This is a genomic window from Thalassolituus sp. UBA675 (genome assembly GCF_002297765.1).
GTDB lineage: Bacteria > Pseudomonadota > Gammaproteobacteria > Pseudomonadales > Oceanobacteraceae > Thalassolituus.
The window spans coordinates 115,545-131,229 of the sequence record NZ_DBNJ01000033.1 but is presented as its reverse complement, the minus strand read 5'-3'; the positions used below and the strand labels follow the sequence as shown (position 1 = coordinate 131,229).

Annotated in this window: 14 protein-coding genes; 5 read left to right on the top strand and 9 right to left on the bottom strand. The window is 52.4% G+C overall.

Going from position 1 to position 15,685, the window contains the following annotated elements; genetic code table 11:
• Positions 1-41: 41 nt before the first annotated feature.
• The 4 genes from B3007_RS15355 to mpl are packed head-to-tail and all read right to left on the bottom strand — an operon-like array spanning position 42 to position 4,849.
• On the bottom strand, positions 42-2,504 hold the full coding sequence (locus tag B3007_RS15355; RefSeq protein WP_301377659.1) for a thrombospondin type 3 repeat-containing protein: 2,463 nt from the start codon (positions 2,502-2,504) through the stop codon (positions 42-44).
• A 14-nt stretch (positions 2,505-2,518) separates the two neighbouring features.
• Positions 2,519-2,866 carry a hypothetical protein gene (locus tag B3007_RS15350; RefSeq protein WP_297531237.1) on the bottom strand — a complete coding sequence of 116 codons (348 nt, stop codon included), beginning with the start codon at positions 2,864-2,866 and terminating at the stop codon, positions 2,519-2,521.
• A gap of 2 nt (positions 2,867-2,868) precedes the next feature.
• A complete protein-coding gene (locus tag B3007_RS15345; RefSeq protein ID WP_297531235.1) occupies positions 2,869-3,489 on the bottom strand; it encodes a flavin prenyltransferase UbiX in 621 nt (206 codons plus the stop codon).
• Positions 3,482-4,849 (bottom strand): UDP-N-acetylmuramate:L-alanyl-gamma-D-glutamyl-meso-diaminopimelate ligase, encoded by a 1,368-nt coding sequence (mpl, locus tag B3007_RS15340; protein WP_297531233.1) that lies wholly within the window; start codon positions 4,847-4,849, stop codon positions 3,482-3,484. The genes B3007_RS15345 and mpl overlap by 8 nt, the downstream gene beginning before the upstream one ends.
• 131 nt (positions 4,850-4,980) lie before the next feature.
• Between mpl and B3007_RS15335 the strand changes: the two genes are divergently transcribed.
• Complete coding sequence (locus tag B3007_RS15335) at positions 4,981-5,949, top strand: class 1 fructose-bisphosphatase (RefSeq protein WP_301377656.1); 969 nt, start codon at positions 4,981-4,983, stop codon at positions 5,947-5,949.
• Between the two features lie 26 nt (positions 5,950-5,975).
• Here the strand turns inward: B3007_RS15335 and B3007_RS15330 are convergent, their stop codons facing one another.
• From B3007_RS15330 to B3007_RS15315, 4 genes are all read right to left on the bottom strand, one after another.
• Entirely contained in the window at positions 5,976-7,934 is a 1,959-nt protein-coding gene (locus B3007_RS15330) for a hybrid sensor histidine kinase/response regulator (protein ID WP_301377654.1), read from the bottom strand.
• Positions 7,931-8,815 (bottom strand): hypothetical protein, encoded by an 885-nt coding sequence (locus B3007_RS15325; protein WP_301392236.1) that lies wholly within the window; start codon positions 8,813-8,815, stop codon positions 7,931-7,933. The genes B3007_RS15330 and B3007_RS15325 overlap by 4 nt, the downstream gene beginning before the upstream one ends.
• Positions 8,816-8,982: 167 nt before the next feature.
• Positions 8,983-9,798, bottom strand: a complete 816-nt coding sequence (locus tag B3007_RS15320; protein WP_301377651.1) for a hypothetical protein — start codon at positions 9,796-9,798, stop codon at positions 8,983-8,985.
• Positions 9,798-12,089 carry a TonB-dependent receptor plug domain-containing protein gene (locus B3007_RS15315; protein ID WP_301377650.1) on the bottom strand — a complete coding sequence of 764 codons (2,292 nt, stop codon included), beginning with the start codon at positions 12,087-12,089 and terminating at the stop codon, positions 9,798-9,800. The genes B3007_RS15320 and B3007_RS15315 overlap by 1 nt, the downstream gene beginning before the upstream one ends.
• A 136-nt stretch (positions 12,090-12,225) precedes the next feature.
• On the opposite strand from B3007_RS15315, the gene ppa reads away from it, so the two are divergent.
• Positions 12,226-12,756, top strand: coding sequence for an inorganic diphosphatase (gene ppa, locus B3007_RS15310; protein WP_301377648.1), 531 nt, complete (start codon positions 12,226-12,228; stop codon positions 12,754-12,756).
• Between the two features lie 62 nt (positions 12,757-12,818).
• Here ppa and B3007_RS15305 read toward each other — a convergent pair whose 3' ends face one another.
• A complete protein-coding gene (locus B3007_RS15305; RefSeq protein ID WP_068438750.1) occupies positions 12,819-13,283 on the bottom strand; it encodes a PAS domain-containing protein in 465 nt (154 codons plus the stop codon).
• Between the two features lie 171 nt (positions 13,284-13,454).
• On the opposite strand from B3007_RS15305, the gene B3007_RS15300 reads away from it, so the two are divergent.
• The 3 genes from B3007_RS15300 to B3007_RS15290 all read left to right on the top strand — a co-directional run bounded on the left by B3007_RS15300 (position 13,455) and on the right by B3007_RS15290 (position 15,655).
• Positions 13,455-14,366, top strand: coding sequence for a MerR family transcriptional regulator (locus B3007_RS15300; protein WP_301377645.1), 912 nt, complete (start codon positions 13,455-13,457; stop codon positions 14,364-14,366).
• Positions 14,363-15,370 carry a class I SAM-dependent methyltransferase gene (locus tag B3007_RS15295; protein WP_068439014.1) on the top strand — a complete coding sequence of 336 codons (1,008 nt, stop codon included), beginning with the start codon at positions 14,363-14,365 and terminating at the stop codon, positions 15,368-15,370. Before B3007_RS15300 ends, B3007_RS15295 begins: the two co-directional genes overlap by 4 nt.
• Positions 15,371-15,529: 159 nt before the next feature.
• A complete protein-coding gene (locus B3007_RS15290; protein ID WP_273092020.1) occupies positions 15,530-15,655 on the top strand; it encodes a hypothetical protein in 126 nt (41 codons plus the stop codon).
• The last annotated feature ends 30 nt before the right edge of the window (positions 15,656-15,685 follow it).

Here is a 15,685-nt window from a genome sequence, read left to right as displayed (position 1 = left end):
CTGCGAGGTGAGGTCAACCCCCGACCTTTACACAGTTGCAACTACTCGAAATTCACCGACTTCTCAGCACGGTTGCCAAACTTATCTTCGACAACCAGCGTCCAGCGAGTACTGTTGCCAATGATCTGGCATGGCACCATAACGTGGCCAGGGTAAGACACAAAACCATCGCAACGGTCCCCCATAACACTTTCAAGCCAGACTGACTCAATGCCGCGGCCATCATCATACGCCATGCCTGACAGCCTCTTCGTCTCATCGAGCCATTCTATGTCACCAATCACGGGAGCATCATAATCGGGGTAATCCGATTTATCCCATGGGTCCGTACCATCCCGCGCTTCAATATCGTTACTGAAGCCATCACCATCGAGATCAGTGTCTGTATTATCTCCAATGCCGTCGCCATCAAAGTCTGCCCACTCCGTTGGGTCAGATGGAAAGGCGTCCACGTCATTGCTGTAACCGTCATTGTCTCGGTCATCATCCAGCTCATCCGGAATACCATCACCATCGGAGTCCGGCGGTGTACTGGTGTTGTCGTATGGATCATACGATAGTTCGCGCTCATAGCGATTAATGATGCCATCACCATCAATATCCGGGTCACTGTTATCGCCAGTGCCATCACCGTCCGTGTCGCTCCATTCCTTGCGATTCAGCGGGAATACATCGCTGCCGTTCGGGACTTCATCACCATCAATGTCTTTGTCCAGGGCATCTGGAATACCGTCCCTGTCCATGTCTGAAGGGACACTTAATGGGTCTTTTGGATCTGTACCCAGCCGTACCTCATATTCATTGCTGATACCGTCGCCATCGATGTCGAGATCGATATTGTCGCCTTCGCCGTCTCCGTCAAGATCAGACCACTCAAGGGGATTATCAGGAAAAACGTCTTCCTCGTTCAGGTAGCCGTCACCATCTCTGTCCTGGTCAACAACGTCGGGGATTCCGTCGCCATCAGCATCACGAGGTACGGAGCTGGCATCTGCAGGATTCGTCCCTGCCTGTTCCTCATAGACGTTATCGATGCCATCACCGTCGCGGTCTCTGTCGCGATTATCGCCGATGCCGTCACCATCCAGATCAAACCACTCGGACGGGTCACGCGGAAAGAGATCAATATCATTGCCAATGGTGTCACCGTCGAGGTCGGTATCCAGCTCGTCCGGAATACCGTCCCCATCAAAGTCGTTCGGGACGCTGTCAGCATTGTAAGGGTCAAAGCTCAGGGTAAGCTCAAACTCGTTATTGATGCCGTCGTTGTCGATGTCTTCATCTGAGTTGTCGCCAAGGCCATCGCCATCAAAGTCCGCCCACTCAGAGGCGTCCTCAGGGAAGGCATCGTCTTTATTCAGATAGCTGTCACCATCAATGTCATCATCCAGTACATCAACAATGCCGTCTTTATCCAGATCACGTGGTTTACTTTCAGGATCTGAGTCATCTGAACCCGCGATCCGCTCGACTTCATTACTGAAGCCATCATTATCCCTGTCAGGGTCGCGGTTATCACCGATACCGTCACCGTCAGTGTCTACCCACTCTTCGCCATCCGACGGGAATACATCGACACTGTTATCGACGCCGTCACCATCGAGGTCAGAGTCGAAGTAATCTGGCATGCCATCACCATCGACATCCGACGGCTTGCTATCCGGATCAAGAACGCCGGTGCCAAGATGCATTTCGAAAACGTTCGGAATACCGTCGTTATCAGCATCCGGATCTTCGTTGTCCGGGATACCATCGCCGTCGGTATCCGCCCACGCCGCACTGTTGTCCGGGTAGAGATCGACATCATTAGCAAAACCATCGCCATCACGGTCATCATCAAGGGTGTCAGGAATGCCGTCACGATCCGTATCGGCTGGCGCTGAAAAACGGTCATCCGGATCAGTACCCGCCTCCTCTTCGAAGCTATTGGCTACGCCATCACCATCACGGTCGGAGTCTGTATTGTCACCCGTTCCGTCGCGGTCAAGGTCTGACCACTCGTTTTTATCCAGCGGGAAGGCGTCGTCGACGTTAGGGACACCATCGTTATCCATATCAGGGTCAAGCAGATCTGGTATACCATCTCTGTCGCGGTCTTTCGGACGGGAGCTGGCACGCGTTGGGTCAAAGCCAAGCTTTTCCTCGTACTCGTTGCCAACACCATCACCGTCGAGGTCCTGATCCGTATTGTCGCCTACACCATCGGCGTCCGTATCCTTCCAGTCGTTCAGGTCCTGCGGAAAGGCGTCTTTCTGATTGGGCACTCCATCATTGTCCATATCATCATCAATGGAATCAGGAATACCATCACCATCGATGTCTGTCTGGTCAGGGACATCAGGGTCAAAACCGGCAGCCGCCTCGAGAAAGTTCGGGAGTCCATCACCATCACGGTCCGGGTCCTGAGCATCTGCGATGCCATCATTATCGAGATCATCAAGGGCCGAATGGGCAGGCAGTGACAGCGCCGCTAATATCGCCAGCGCAAGTGGTGTACGCCACATAGTTCTTTTTATTCCTAAGGCTGTGTTCTGGCCAGATCAGGCTGGCATTCAACCGGACGATTTTTATCAGTCACCAGAATACCGGCAACGTCTTTATCATTCTGTGGTCTGAGTAACAGATAGCCACTCTCACAGAATGCTTCTTTGCCGGAAGACTTTTCGGATACTTTGACGGAATACTCGGGGCTCAGTGACAATAGCTTGAATTCAGCCACAGTAGCCCGGTCTTTCTCGTCAGGAAATTGAATATAACCGTAATGTTTGAGGGCCAGTACAGTAACGATGACACCAACAATAAACCCGATAAAGCTCCACTTCGCTTTGTCCGGTTCGTTGTATTGCTCAGGTGTACTTTCAGTCATGCTTATTTCTCCGGAGATTCGCCCCACAAGGGCATCAGCTTGTGGTCAATGCCGAGTTGATTCAGTATACGCGCGACAATAAAGTCGATCAGATCATTGATGCTTTTCGGGTCATGGTAGAAGCCAGGGCATGCCGGCATGACCGTCGCTCCCATGCGGGTCAGGGTCAGCATATTCGTCAGGTGTATTTCAGAAAATGGCGTTTCGCGAGGCACAAGAATCAGTTTACGCCGCTCTTTAAGGGCAACATCCGCCGCTCGCTCGGTCAGATTGTTGCTTGCCCCGGTAGCCACCGCTGACAAGGTACCCGTACTGCAAGGACAGATCACCACAGGGCCTGGCTGACCTGACCCCGATGCCCACGGCGCCATCCAGTCTTCCCGGCCGTATACCCTGACATCATCCTCATCACAGCCGTAGTATTTCTGCAACTCACGAGCCTGAGCCTGAGGCTTGGCCGGTAGCGTCAGCTCAGTTTCAGTTGCCAAAACCAGCAGCGCAGCTTTTGAAAAGATAAAATCAGCACCGACACCCGCAGCAATCAATGCCTGGCCAAGCCGCAACGCATAAGCAGAGCCAGAGGCTCCTGTCACTGCAATAAGGATTCGGCCAGCATCAGCCATACTTTTCCTCCAGAGCCTTGGCTAAACGTCGGGGCATATTATCAAAGCCTCCGTTGGACATCACAAGGATACGGTCTCCCGGGCGCGCGTCATTGACGACCGCATCGACTATTTCCGCTGTCGATTGATAAGAATGTGCTGGGGCACGACACGCCCTCACGACATCCGACAATGACCAGCTGATATTTTCAGGCTCAAACCAATACGTGCCGTCAGCATCGTTTACCGAGCCCGCCAGTGTCTCTTTGTGAACGCCCGCTTTCATTGTGTTAGAACGTGGCTCCAGAACCGCGAGCAGACGTCCGTCAGTGTTAGTCAGCTGAGCCTTCGCCCCCTGAAGCGTGGTCGCGATCGCGGTTGGATGGTGCGCAAAATCATCATATACAGGAATTGCGCCTTCGGGGTTCACAAGCTCCATGCGCCGTTTCACCGATTGGAACTCAGCAAGTGCCTCGGCCGCAACAGCCGGGCTGACGCCCACATGAAACGCTGCCGCCATCGCCGCCACGGCGTTACTGACGTTGTGAGCGCCAGACAAGCTCCAATGGATGGGATACGCCTCGTCACGGACAGTCACTTCAAACTGACTGCCATCGGGCGCACTCATCGTCCATTGCCAGTCAGCTCCGGCCGATGAAAAAGTCGTCTGACTACTCCAGCAGCCCATAGACATCACACGATCAATTGCCTCACAGTCGGCTGGGCGAATGACCTGCCCGCTTTGAGGAATAGTACGGATGACATGATGAAACTGGCGTTCAATCGCCGCCAGATCAGGGAAGATATCGGCGTGATCAAACTCAAGGTTATTGGCAATAAAGGTTCGCGGGCGGTAATGCACGAACTTTGACCGCTTATCGAAAAAAGCCGTATCGTACTCGTCTGCTTCGATAACAAAGAAAGGGCTATCTCCCAATGTTGCAGAAGATGTGAAGTTCTCAGGGACACCGCCAATAAGATACCCCGGAGACATCCCCGCGAACTCAAGAATCCACGCCAGCATACTGGCGGTCGTGGTTTTGCCGTGAGTCCCTGCAACCGCTAACACCCAGCGGCCTTGAAGCACGTGATCGCCTAACCATTGAGGGCCTGAGGTATAGGGAATACCCCGCTCCAGCACATACTCTACCGAAGCGTTGCCACGTCCCATAGCATTACCAATAACAACAAGATCAACATCTTCAGGGATCCCCGCTGGATCAAACCCTTGCGTCAACGCAATGCCCGCCTGCTCCAGCTGATCGCTCATCGGCGGATAGACACCGTGATCGGATCCAGACACATCGTGTCCCAAGGCTTTTGCCAGCTGTGCCAGCGACCCCATAAAGGTGCCGCAGATTCCCAGAATGTGAAGCTTCATCCGTCGACCAGTCATCTTACAAAGCGGTTAGTTTACACGGCCACTGCCGTCTCCCCAACAGCCACTGAATTTCCGCACAGATTAAGGTAGTATGCGCCCATTACTTAAATCAGGACTATGAGGTTCGGAGCATGCAGCGCCTGCGCACTTTTCTCGACAACCACTGTAAGGATTCAGACGTCGCCAACATTATTGAAGGTCTGACGGTTACCTGTAAGGATATTTCACATCGCCTGCACCTGGGTGCACTGGCAGGCGTACTTGGCAGCGCCGGACAGGAAAACGTGCAGGGAGAATCTCAGAAGTTGCTGGATGTGATCTCTAACGACCTCATCAAAGAGTGTCTCGCAGCGATGCCTGCGGTGCGCGGTCTCGCCAGTGAAGAGGAGCCAGATCCGGTTGCCTGTAACCCAGAGGGTGATTATCTGGTTCTGTTCGACCCTCTCGACGGATCATCCAACATTGATGTGAATGTCACTGTCGGTACCATCTTTTCTGTACTGAAAGCAGCACCTGGGGCTGATGGTGGCGACGAAGCTACCTATCTGCAGGCTGGAAATAAGCAGGTTGCTGCAGGTTATGTACTGTACGGCCCTTCGACCCTGCTTGTGTTCAGCACTGGCGAAGGTGTCCACAGCTTCACCCTGGACCCTCGTATCGGTGAGTTCGTACTGCAACGTGACAACATTCAGGTACCTACTGAAACTCAGGAGTTCGCCATCAACATGTCGAACCAACGTTTCTGGTTACCGCAGATGCAGAACTATGTAGCCGACCTTCTCAAAGGCGAAGAAGGCCCTCTGGGTAAGCGATACAACATGCGTTGGATTGCGTCTATGGTGGCTGAGATACACAGAATTCTGACTCGTGGCGGTATATTCATGTACCCGTTCGATAATCGTGATCCTTCAAAGCCAGGCAAACTCCGCTTGATGTACGAAGGCAATCCGATGAGCATGTTGATCGAGCAGGCTGGCGGTAAAGCCAGCACCGCCTTTGAAGATATTATGGACGTTGCCCCTGACGCGATCCACCAGCGTGTGTCTGTCGTTATGGGTTCAGCAGACGAAGTTGAGAAAGCCTGTTCCTACCATAAGTAAGCAGCGTTCTCTCTTCGATGTCTGACTCAGGTGGCTGTACTCTCCAGCCACCTTTCAGTCATCAGGATCAGCCCCTTAAGAGAAATCGGCTTGGCCATATAATCATTCATACCACTGGCAAGACATCGCTCTTCAACCTGATCGGTTGTATTCGCGGTACAAGCGATAATAGCCCCACTAAACCCTGCCTCACGCAACTTCTGACTCGTCTCAAAGCCATCCATTCCCGGCATCTGGCAGTCCATCAACACCAATGAAACGGATTGTTCTTCGACGGCGACTAACGCGGCAGCCCCAGACATCACGGCGATCACGTCACGATCAGGATGAATCCGCGCTAACATTTTTTCAGCTACTTTGAGGTTCACCTCATTATCCTCAACAATCAGCAGCTTTCCTTTATTGCCCGACGGGGAGTCCTCACTACTCCCCTCAGCCCCAGAAAAAACCCGACGACCTCCAGAATATAGAGTGCCCGAGGAGTGATCAGGAATTGCGCCCGGCACTTGATTAACGGGTGCCAATATCACTTCCGGCAAGGTAACTTCGACAATACAGCCTCCACTTTCGTGCTGGCTGAAGGTCAGCTCACCCCCCAGTGCCTTAACTACATGCGACGTTATCGTTAAGCCCAGCCCCGCGCCCTCGTATTGGCGGTTAAGATCTGACTCAAGCTGAGTGAAGGGCTCAAGAATGGATGCGTACTCCGATGCCGGGATGCCAATACCAGTATCAGAAACAGTAATACGTATCCCCGCCCCCTGTGGCGCGATACTGACGGACACAACCCCCTGCAGGGTAAACTTAAGGGCGTTATCAATCAGGTGCCTCAGTATCTGCCGCAAAAGGCCCGGATAAGTAAGAATAGGTTGCTCACGCAGCTCTCCCTGAATATCGGTGATAAACGAGAGACCTTGCGACATCGCCCGAGACCTCAGAACCTCAAAGAAAGAATCAAAGTAGTCGCTGAGCAGGCAGTACTCCGGCGCCGCAGCCACGGACTTCTGGTCGGTATCCGCAACGACCATAATGTCATCAAGAAGCTGACCGAGTTGAACCAGGCTCTGCTCCGCCTGCTCTTTATGCAGCGTAAAGTCGCTTTTCTGCATCTCATGATGCATCAGCTCCAGCATTCCCAGAGCACCGTTCAGAGGGGTTCGCAGTTCATGACTCATCATCGCCAGAAACTGACTTTTGGATTCACTCGCGCTGCGAGCTTTTTTCTGTTCTTCCAGCAGCCTGGCGGTAAACACGCGTTGCTCACTCTGAGCCCGCTCAAGGGCTTCGGCGAGGCGATTACCGCTGTTCTGTACGCGCCCCAATTCAGCGCCATCCGACTCCTCAATGCGGTTCCAGTAGTCGCCTCCGGAAAGAGACGACAGAAAAGCCGCCGTGCGCTCCAGCGGCCGCACAATCATCAGAGCAATATATCGGCCAGTCAGCGCCGCCAGCAAGACCACCAGCACGCCAGCAACTACTGATTGATAGAGAATTTCCATCTCCCGGGCGTGCAGGTAGTGATCCGTCATCGCTATTTCAATCACTGCGAATGTCACGCTTCGCTCTGAGCTTTCTTCGTCCAGCAGCCCTCCCATATCAACCGGGTCCAGATCGATAACGGTGCGGTTAAGCTCTTTCTGAAAAACACGGAGATCATCGAATTCCAGCTCGTCATAACCTTCAACTGTTCGCTCGATCAGGGGCAGACCGAGAGGATCCAGCACCCGAACCGCTGCTATCTCCGGCCTTCCCAGTGCAGCATCCATTAATGGCGCCAGCATCTCATAATTACCCGAGATCACGGGGTACTCTGCAGAGGCACTGATACTCTCTACCATCAGACGCACAATCGATTCGCTGTTCTCACCTGCATCTGACCAGCGCTGAGACATGTGCATTGCCGTTAACAGCAGTACAGTAATGAACGCCGGCACCGCAGCAAGCACAATAGCCCTACGACGAATAGACCAGTGACTGATCCTCATTGATCTGACTCCTGCGACCTTAGCCTTTTGGCCACGTCAACAGAATCAGGGAGCAACAGGTTAAGCGAACGCCCGACCTGACGATTGAATCCGACACTAAAATAAGGGTTGTAATCAGCCTCAGGAAAGGTCGCTGCCTCACTGAGACCTTCATTAACTATCTCGGTGAGCCGCTGCACAACATCTTCTGGCGTACTGTAAGTCGATGCCAGCGCTCCCGCCTTAAGATAGGCTTGCGTCGGGCCAATTAATGGCCGGTTGTGCCGGTAGGAGGTAATCAGAATACTTTTTATATTTTCAGCACTATAGAGATCAGGATCATAGACACCGATAAGCGCTCTGCTGGACCCAAGCAATTCAACCAACGCATGATTAAGACTGTCGTATTCAGATACAGGGTAAACACGAAGGTTGTCGGCCGACACAAGGCTACTGGCATCACTGGCAACCAAAGCGCCAAACACTTCCTTTTCACCGAATATGGCCTCGGCAAGCGCTAACTGACGCTGCAACGGAGCCTCAGAATACACGGCACTAGCAACATAAGAGCGGAATTCGCGGTGTTCTGCTCTGGAAAGGTAGGAGGCCACAACAGGGATATTGCCCGGAAGCCTGTCCTCGGCAATCAGTTGACGTAATGTACTACCGCTGAGAGTGACTATCAGACGGTATTTCTCAAGATTAACCTCTGAGTTCAGGTCAACCAATTCGACGCGTTCGGGGGTCGCTGTGTCTTTGAGGGAATCCTCCAGCATCTGGGCAAATTTCTGTGCCTGAGCCGTCGCCGAAGGTGCAATCATTGCAATATCAGCATGCGCGGCAATCATGCTGCAATAAAGCAACAATGCCCAACATATCCTGATAACTGCTTCCATGCGCATATCTCTGCCTTGATGATATCCTCAGCGCAGTATAGCGCTTCCTGATAACAAACGCTTTTATCTATACAAATGAATACTCAATGATATCGCTCACCTCTGACAGACCTGAAAACGCTGTGCCAGACCAGAGCATCGGAACAGAAAGCAGTTCAGATTATGAGGTGTGACTACCGTAACCGCGAGGTAATTTCAGAAATGTCTTCGGGCAGGACAATATCGAGCGAACGCGCCACCTGCTCATTCACGGTGACCGAGAAGTAAGGGTTGTACCCCGGGGGAGGGAGCACGTCTGATTCGATGATTTCGACCAGTCGCTTAACGGTATCTGCGAGAGAACTATAAGTGGTGGCAATAGCACCCGCGCGGATATAGGCCTGATGAGGGCCAACCAGAGGGATGTTCTGGCGATAAGCCGTGATCAGAATATTTTTGATCGTTGATGGGTTGTACACCCCCCTGTCGAGGGTGCCCAGCAATACATCGTGCTCAGCCAGAGCTTCTTTTAAGGTCCGGTTCAGGCTGTCCTCTGGTTTCCTGGCAAACACAGTAAAGTCATCGCCTTGCAGTAATCCAATTTCACGGCTGACCCAGTCAGGCGCTTCATCTGACAGGATCAGCGCCAGACGAGCGTCAGGAAACAGCAACCTCGTCAGATCAAGCTGGCGCTGCACAGGGGGCTCAGAAAATATCGCACTCTGAATCTTGCTACTGTTAGCCTCAATCGCCTCTCGACGGGTCCAGACCACCACGCTTTTCTGCTTACCGCGCCAGCTTTTAGCGGTCGCGTCACCGGCAAGAATGACCAGGTCGTCCTCTCCCACCAGCTCTTCAGAATGAACCTGCCGTACGGGCTTTCCGATTGCAGAGGAAACTCCCTCGGCCAGTGCTAACAGCGCAGGCGAGTGGTTCTCAGACAATAGCAGAACATCAGCGCGGGCCAGAGCCGCGCCGAAAAGCAGGATGAAGAATCCCGCTACGCGCATCAGAATTTAACACCTACCTGAAGGAATCCGAGATACTTATCTTCAATGCGGTTAGTGTTATAAGCGATCGGTTCATCATCAATCAAGTGATGCAGAAATGCGCTGGTTTCGAGCTCAAAGCTGTTGAATGCCCACCCTTTTTTCAGATGCGCCTCATAACGACGATATGGATTCAGCTCATCGTCATTACCACTGTCATAGCTACGGTGCCAGAAATAAGATTGCGTCAGACGCCAGCTACGGTATTCGAAACTCCAGCTAAGGTTATGACTAAATTCTGAGCTGAGGCGAGTTTCAACACGGAAAAGGTTTTCTACTTCTCTCACCGACAAAAGTGAAACATCCCCTAACCTGACATCAGCATCAACATAAGCTCCCGAGTACCAAAGCGAGTGTGCCCGTACCGGATTCCAGGTAAACTGCCAATCAACACCTGATAAATTCATTTCGGTATCTGAGCTGACATCAGGGGTATTCAAATTGATAGGTGCTGAAATCAGTTGATATAAGTGGTCTCGGTATAACTTGATGTCCATCTCAATGTTCTGAGAAGGCACTCGACCGTAATACCCCAATTCCCAACTGGTGATACGTTCATGATCAAGCTCTCCATAAGCGCCGTTTTGAGTCTCGAAATAAGTACCCTCTTCTAACCCGAGATAGTTCTCCGTCAAATTATCAAGCGTGAGTCGGTAGTCCGGCTCCTGCTCGAGCAAGTCGGGTGAGCGTACCGCCGTTGAATACACCAGGCGCAAACTGTGCTGGGGAGCGATCAGGAAGTTAGCGGCAACACGAGGCGAAAAAACAGCACTATTCTTGTCTTCGTCCTCGTACATGCCACCAAGGTTGAAGATCAGTTTATCCAGTGGGCGTATCTCAGCATTCGCAAATACACGCATCAGATCATTACTCACAGTGCCATTAAAGTATGTTTCAGACGTTACTTCATCTCGGCGAAAGTTCACCCCGGCAACGGTGCGCAGAACATCATTCCACTGGACAGTATCCTGAAACTCTACATCAAACCGACTTTCGTCAAAATCCAACAAATAGTCCCCGCAAACGGTGGACGCTAGTGTTTGCGCCGCAGTTTGCGGATCCGCCCCACCTTCTGCCAGTAACGCCTGCGCTTCATCAAGATCAGATTGGGAAATGTCGAAACCACGTTCAAACACCCCCTCTATCTCGGCCTCAACCACTTCAGGGTCTGCAAGACCATAGAAAACCCGAGCGAGCTGCTCATCCGGGAACTTTGACGATAGTAAAGCCGATGCCCAATACGGGTCCTGTTGATAAAGCGCCCGCAAAGTTGGAGATAAAGTAACAGCCGGACCGCACTTGCGGAAATCCGTGCGACGCTTCTCCCTCTGCCAATAAGTTCGCAATTGGGTGGTGTGGCTCGCGGAGAAATCATACTGCCACTGAGCCATCACGAAGCCGCTCTGATTGTCGTCGACCGGGGCAATCTCATCTTCCCCACGACGCTGGCGGATACGCTGTTTTCCATCTTTGTATGCCGCTTCGACAAGAAGCCGACTCTGATCGGAGAACTGAGTCGTTGCATTCAGGCTGATAAAGCTATCGCGGCTACCGTCATGTAGGTTGTCCCCTGGCTGAACAGTCTCCTGGCCGAGACGCTCACTACCATCGAAGCCATCATCATGCTTACGGGACACGGTCGCGCGATACACCCACTCGCCAAGTTCAGCCGAATGACTGACCTCGTAGTCACGTACTCCCTGGTAACCAGAGCGGGCAAACGCGCGAGAGCCCAATGTGTCCGCAGGGTGGAAGGTCACAATGTTGATCACCGCCATAAAGGCATTGGCACCGTATGAAGAGGCGTTTGGCCCACGGAACACTTCAATGCGTTGAATGTCTTCAAGCGCAACCGGGATATCTTCCCAGACCACAGAAGCGATACCTGCGCGATATACTGAGCGACCGTCGATCAAAACCTGCATACGACGCATCAGGTTAGGATTGGACGCGTGATAGGCAATAGAGTCCTGATCACCATGCTTAACGAACATGCCCGGGACAAACCTGAACAGTTCAGGAACAGTACGCACCCCCCACTGTTCGATATTCTCTGCTGTGATCACAGTCATGCTACCCGGTACCTCCGACCTGGGCTGCTTCAGCCGTGTCGCAGTCAGTACTTCCGGTACCACAGTGAAGCCGGACAGTTCCGCATCCAGACCCGCATCAGGCAGAAATAAGTCTTCTGCAACTGCTGCATTCATTGCCGTGGCCAGAATTGCGACCATTGAGCCCAAATAGCCCTTCATTGCACCCTCTCTGTTATTCTCGTTTTCTACTGTCCCGATTATAGAGTCTTTCTCCATTGGTGGAACTGACAGGACACATTAGATAGGTCTATAATCCGCGCCATCTGTTAAAAACTCTCACGTTACAGGAAATACCATGAGCTATAACGCGATTACTGCTGGCAAAGACCTGCCAAATGACGTTTACGTTGTGATTGAAATCCCGGCGAACCACGCCCCAATCAAATACGAAATCGACAAAGACATGGACTGCCTGATGGTAGACCGTTTCATGGCGACGCCGATGTTCTACCCAGCGAACTACGGTTACATCTCAAACACCCTGGCTGACGATGGCGACCCACTGGATGTGCTCGTCGTAACTCCTTACCCAGTGGCTCCTGGCTCAGTGATCCGTGCACGTCCAGTTGGCGTTCTGAACATGGAAGACGAAGCTGGTGAAGATGCAAAACTGGTCGCTGTTCCACACGAGAAGCTGACCCAGCTGTATAACGATGTAAAAGACATCGACGACGTTCCGCAGCTGCTGCGCGATCAGATCGGTCACTTCTTCGAGAACTACAAAGACCTCGAGAAAGGTAAATGGGTGAAAGTGAAAGGCTGGGGTAACGCTGACGAAGCTCGTCAGATGATCCTGGACTCTGCCGAAGCCTATAAAAACGCCTGATTCTGGCGTGAACAAAAAAGGGAGCTGTCAGCTCCCTTTTTGTTGCCTGATTATAAGTACTGTCAGGCTTTGCTGGCCTTCAGCGCAGCAAGTTCTTCCTCCGCCGCACGGGCGCGGGCTTCGGCTTCGATCTGTGCGGTGACATCTTTCTGGATGCCGATGTAATACGTCAGCTGATCCTGATCATTGCGTATAGGAGACAAGCTCAGCTCATTCCAGAACATTGTGCCGTCTTTATGATAATTTCTCAGAACTACCCGGGTACTGCGCCCTTCTTTGATGGCCGCACGTACTTCCTGCAATCCCTCCTGCTCACGGTCACCGGTTTGCAGAAAGCGACAATCCTGATAGAGGATCTCGTCAGCGGTATAGCCTGTCAGGCGCTCAAACGCCTTGTTGACGTAAATCAGAATGTTATCGTCACCTTCCTGCTCGGCAATCACGATGCCGTCGTTTGAGGCATCAACTGCCTTCTTCAGAAGTTCAAGATTGATAGGGCCCTGCTCATCATTCAGGTCTGTGACCATCGATCGTCTCCGCTGTTACTCTCTGTCGCCGACTCTCTGACTGTGATCAGAGTCGCTTTTCATATCATTCAGATCAAGACTGAGCGTATCAGCCTTTTGGTTTCTTTTACATTATGTACAACTACTTATAGAATTTGGACTGCTTTGTATAGTTCTGGAAATAAATTCGTCATGTCCGCCCCCTCTGAATCTCAGGCTGCCTACTATCCGATACGGGTAGTCTCGAACGAAACCGGTGTTAACGCGATTACTCTGCGTGCGTGGGAGCGACGTTACGGCCTCATTACCCCGAAACGTACCGCCAAGGGACATCGTCTGTATACCGAAGCAGACATACAACTTATACGCAAAGTTGTATCACTTTTGCAGCGCGGCATTCCCATTTCTCAAGCTAAGGCGATGCTGGAAAATGGTGAGCCTGAGCCCGATATTAATGTGCAGACCAGTCAACCGTCACAATGGTCACAGTACAGAGCCCGCCTCGCTAGCGCGATACGGGACTTCGACGACGTTGAAATTACGCGGGTCATGGACGAGGTAACCGGCTTCTTTCCAGTCGACATCGCCCTACGCTTTTTGCTGCTTCCACTTCATCAGCAGCTACGGGAGCAGATAACCGAACCCCTGGGCCCCGCCCGGTTACAGTTCTTCGCAGGCTTCCTGCAGGGCCGGCTATGCATGCGGCTCAGCGAATCTTCTGAGCATTCACTCAACGCCACTCTGGTATTGGCTAATACGGTATACAGTGATGATCTGGAGCTGCTTCTGCTGGGCATACTGCTGAAACAGTTTGGTATTCGGGTTATCCGCCTCGCCGGTCTTTCGACACCGCAGGAAATTTCCGAACTCATCCGCACGCAGAAGCTTCAGGGCGCAGTCGTTGGCGTTGCTGATACGCCGGAGCCGGGCCAGTTACAGAGTCTCAGAAACCTTGCTGCCGAAACGGGTCAGCTGATCTTCTGCAGTGGGCAGAATGTCTCTCAGGCGAGTACGTTACGGGAGCGCGGCCTCGTGGCACTGAACCGCGACCCACAACAGGATGCTCTCACAGTAAGAGATGTACTGACCGGCGTTAACGAATGAGCAACGTATACGAACTGCTACAGCGCCACCCGATGCTGCTGACGGCCAACACCACGATTATTGGTTCAGAAGCACGCTTACCATCAGGCTGGGCTGAACACATAAACGAACACAAGGTTCAGATTATCACCGCCGACTGGCTGACCGCTCAGGCCTACCACGCTGACAAAGAGAATCCACAGGTACAGTTCGGCGTTCCCGATGTTTCTGAGCTCTCAGGTCGACTGGTGATTGTGCTCTGGCCAAAAGCCAAAGCCGCGGGGCAGGCTCTGATCAGTATGCTCAGCCAGCAGCTCGACAGCTGCTACGTTGTCGCCGCCAATGATGCGGGTGGTAAAAGTATCGGAAACGCCCTGAAAGATCACGCCAGCGAAAGTTCAAAAATGGACAGTGCCCGACACTGCTCACTCTGGAATGTGCGTCTGAATAAATCTGATGCGCCAGCTAACTGGTTACGCTTCGCCAGCTCATTTCAGGCGGGCGACCTCAGTTTTATGACGCTGCCGGGCGTATTTGGCCATGGCAAACTCGACCAGGGAACAGCCTTGTTGCTGGAACATGTACCCGCTCCGGCCCACGGCAAGATATTGGATCTGGGATGCGGCTCTGGAGTCATTGGGCTAACCATGAAATCACGTAGCCCTGCTCTCGACATAACACTGAGTGACGTCGATGCCATGGCACTGAGAAGCGCAGAACTGAACTCCGCCCGTCTCGGACTGAGTGCAGAAACAATAGCCAGCGATGGGTTAATGAGTGTCGAAGGGCGTTTCGATTACATATTCAGTAACCCGCCTTTTCATCAGGGAAAGCGTACCGATTACGAGTTCGCCTTACGACTTTTCCGTGATGCCAGACAACACATGACACGCGACGGACAGTTGTGGATTGTGGCCAACCGGCACCTGGCCTATGAAGAGTGGGCCTCTGAAGCATTCAGAAGTGCTGAGGTGATGGTTCAGAGAAACGGCTTTAAGCTGATTTGCGCATCTGACCCAAAATAACCAATCAGACGTAGTTTTTACGATCGCTACTTCCTATGAAGTAGCTTTCCCGGCCTTATCCATGGTTTCACGCCCTTGGCTGAAAGAGCTACTCGCATAATCCACTGAAGCAGCTACTCTGAAACAGACACTGACCATAAGGACCAGGAGACGTTTCCGATGTTGTTTACCTACGCCGTTCTCAGCGGAGTGATTATTGTGGGCGGATTGCTCACCTGTGCATTACGCCAGTCTAAGGATTCCCGTGGGCGTATTCTCGCCGTTTACCCCATACGAAAACGCTGAGCATAGCTCAGCGTTTTACATTGACGGCCA

Coding starts and splice junctions, on each gene's coding strand:
- B3007_RS15355 (WP_301377659.1), bottom strand. CDS start 2,504: ATGTGGCGTACACCACTTGCGCTGGCGATATTAGCGGCGCTGTCACTG.
- B3007_RS15350 (WP_297531237.1), bottom strand. CDS start 2,866: ATGACTGAAAGTACACCTGAGCAATACAACGAACCGGACAAAGCGAAG.
- B3007_RS15345 (WP_297531235.1), bottom strand. CDS start 3,489: ATGGCTGATGCTGGCCGAATCCTTATTGCAGTGACAGGAGCCTCTGGC.
- mpl (WP_297531233.1), bottom strand. CDS start 4,849: ATGAAGCTTCACATTCTGGGAATCTGCGGCACCTTTATGGGGTCGCTG.
- B3007_RS15335 (WP_301377656.1), top strand. CDS start 4,981: ATGCAGCGCCTGCGCACTTTTCTCGACAACCACTGTAAGGATTCAGAC.
- B3007_RS15330 (WP_301377654.1), bottom strand. CDS start 7,934: ATGAGGATCAGTCACTGGTCTATTCGTCGTAGGGCTATTGTGCTTGCT.
- B3007_RS15325 (WP_301392236.1), bottom strand. CDS start 8,815: ATGCGCATGGAAGCAGTTATCAGGATATGTTGGGCATTGTTGCTTTAT.
- B3007_RS15320 (WP_301377651.1), bottom strand. CDS start 9,798: ATGCGCGTAGCGGGATTCTTCATCCTGCTTTTCGGCGCGGCTCTGGCC.
- B3007_RS15315 (WP_301377650.1), bottom strand. CDS start 12,089: ATGAAGGGCTATTTGGGCTCAATGGTCGCAATTCTGGCCACGGCAATG.
- ppa (WP_301377648.1), top strand. CDS start 12,226: ATGAGCTATAACGCGATTACTGCTGGCAAAGACCTGCCAAATGACGTT.
- B3007_RS15305 (WP_068438750.1), bottom strand. CDS start 13,283: ATGGTCACAGACCTGAATGATGAGCAGGGCCCTATCAATCTTGAACTT.
- B3007_RS15300 (WP_301377645.1), top strand. CDS start 13,455: ATGTCCGCCCCCTCTGAATCTCAGGCTGCCTACTATCCGATACGGGTA.
- B3007_RS15295 (WP_068439014.1), top strand. CDS start 14,363: ATGAGCAACGTATACGAACTGCTACAGCGCCACCCGATGCTGCTGACG.
- B3007_RS15290 (WP_273092020.1), top strand. CDS start 15,530: ATGTTGTTTACCTACGCCGTTCTCAGCGGAGTGATTATTGTGGGCGGA.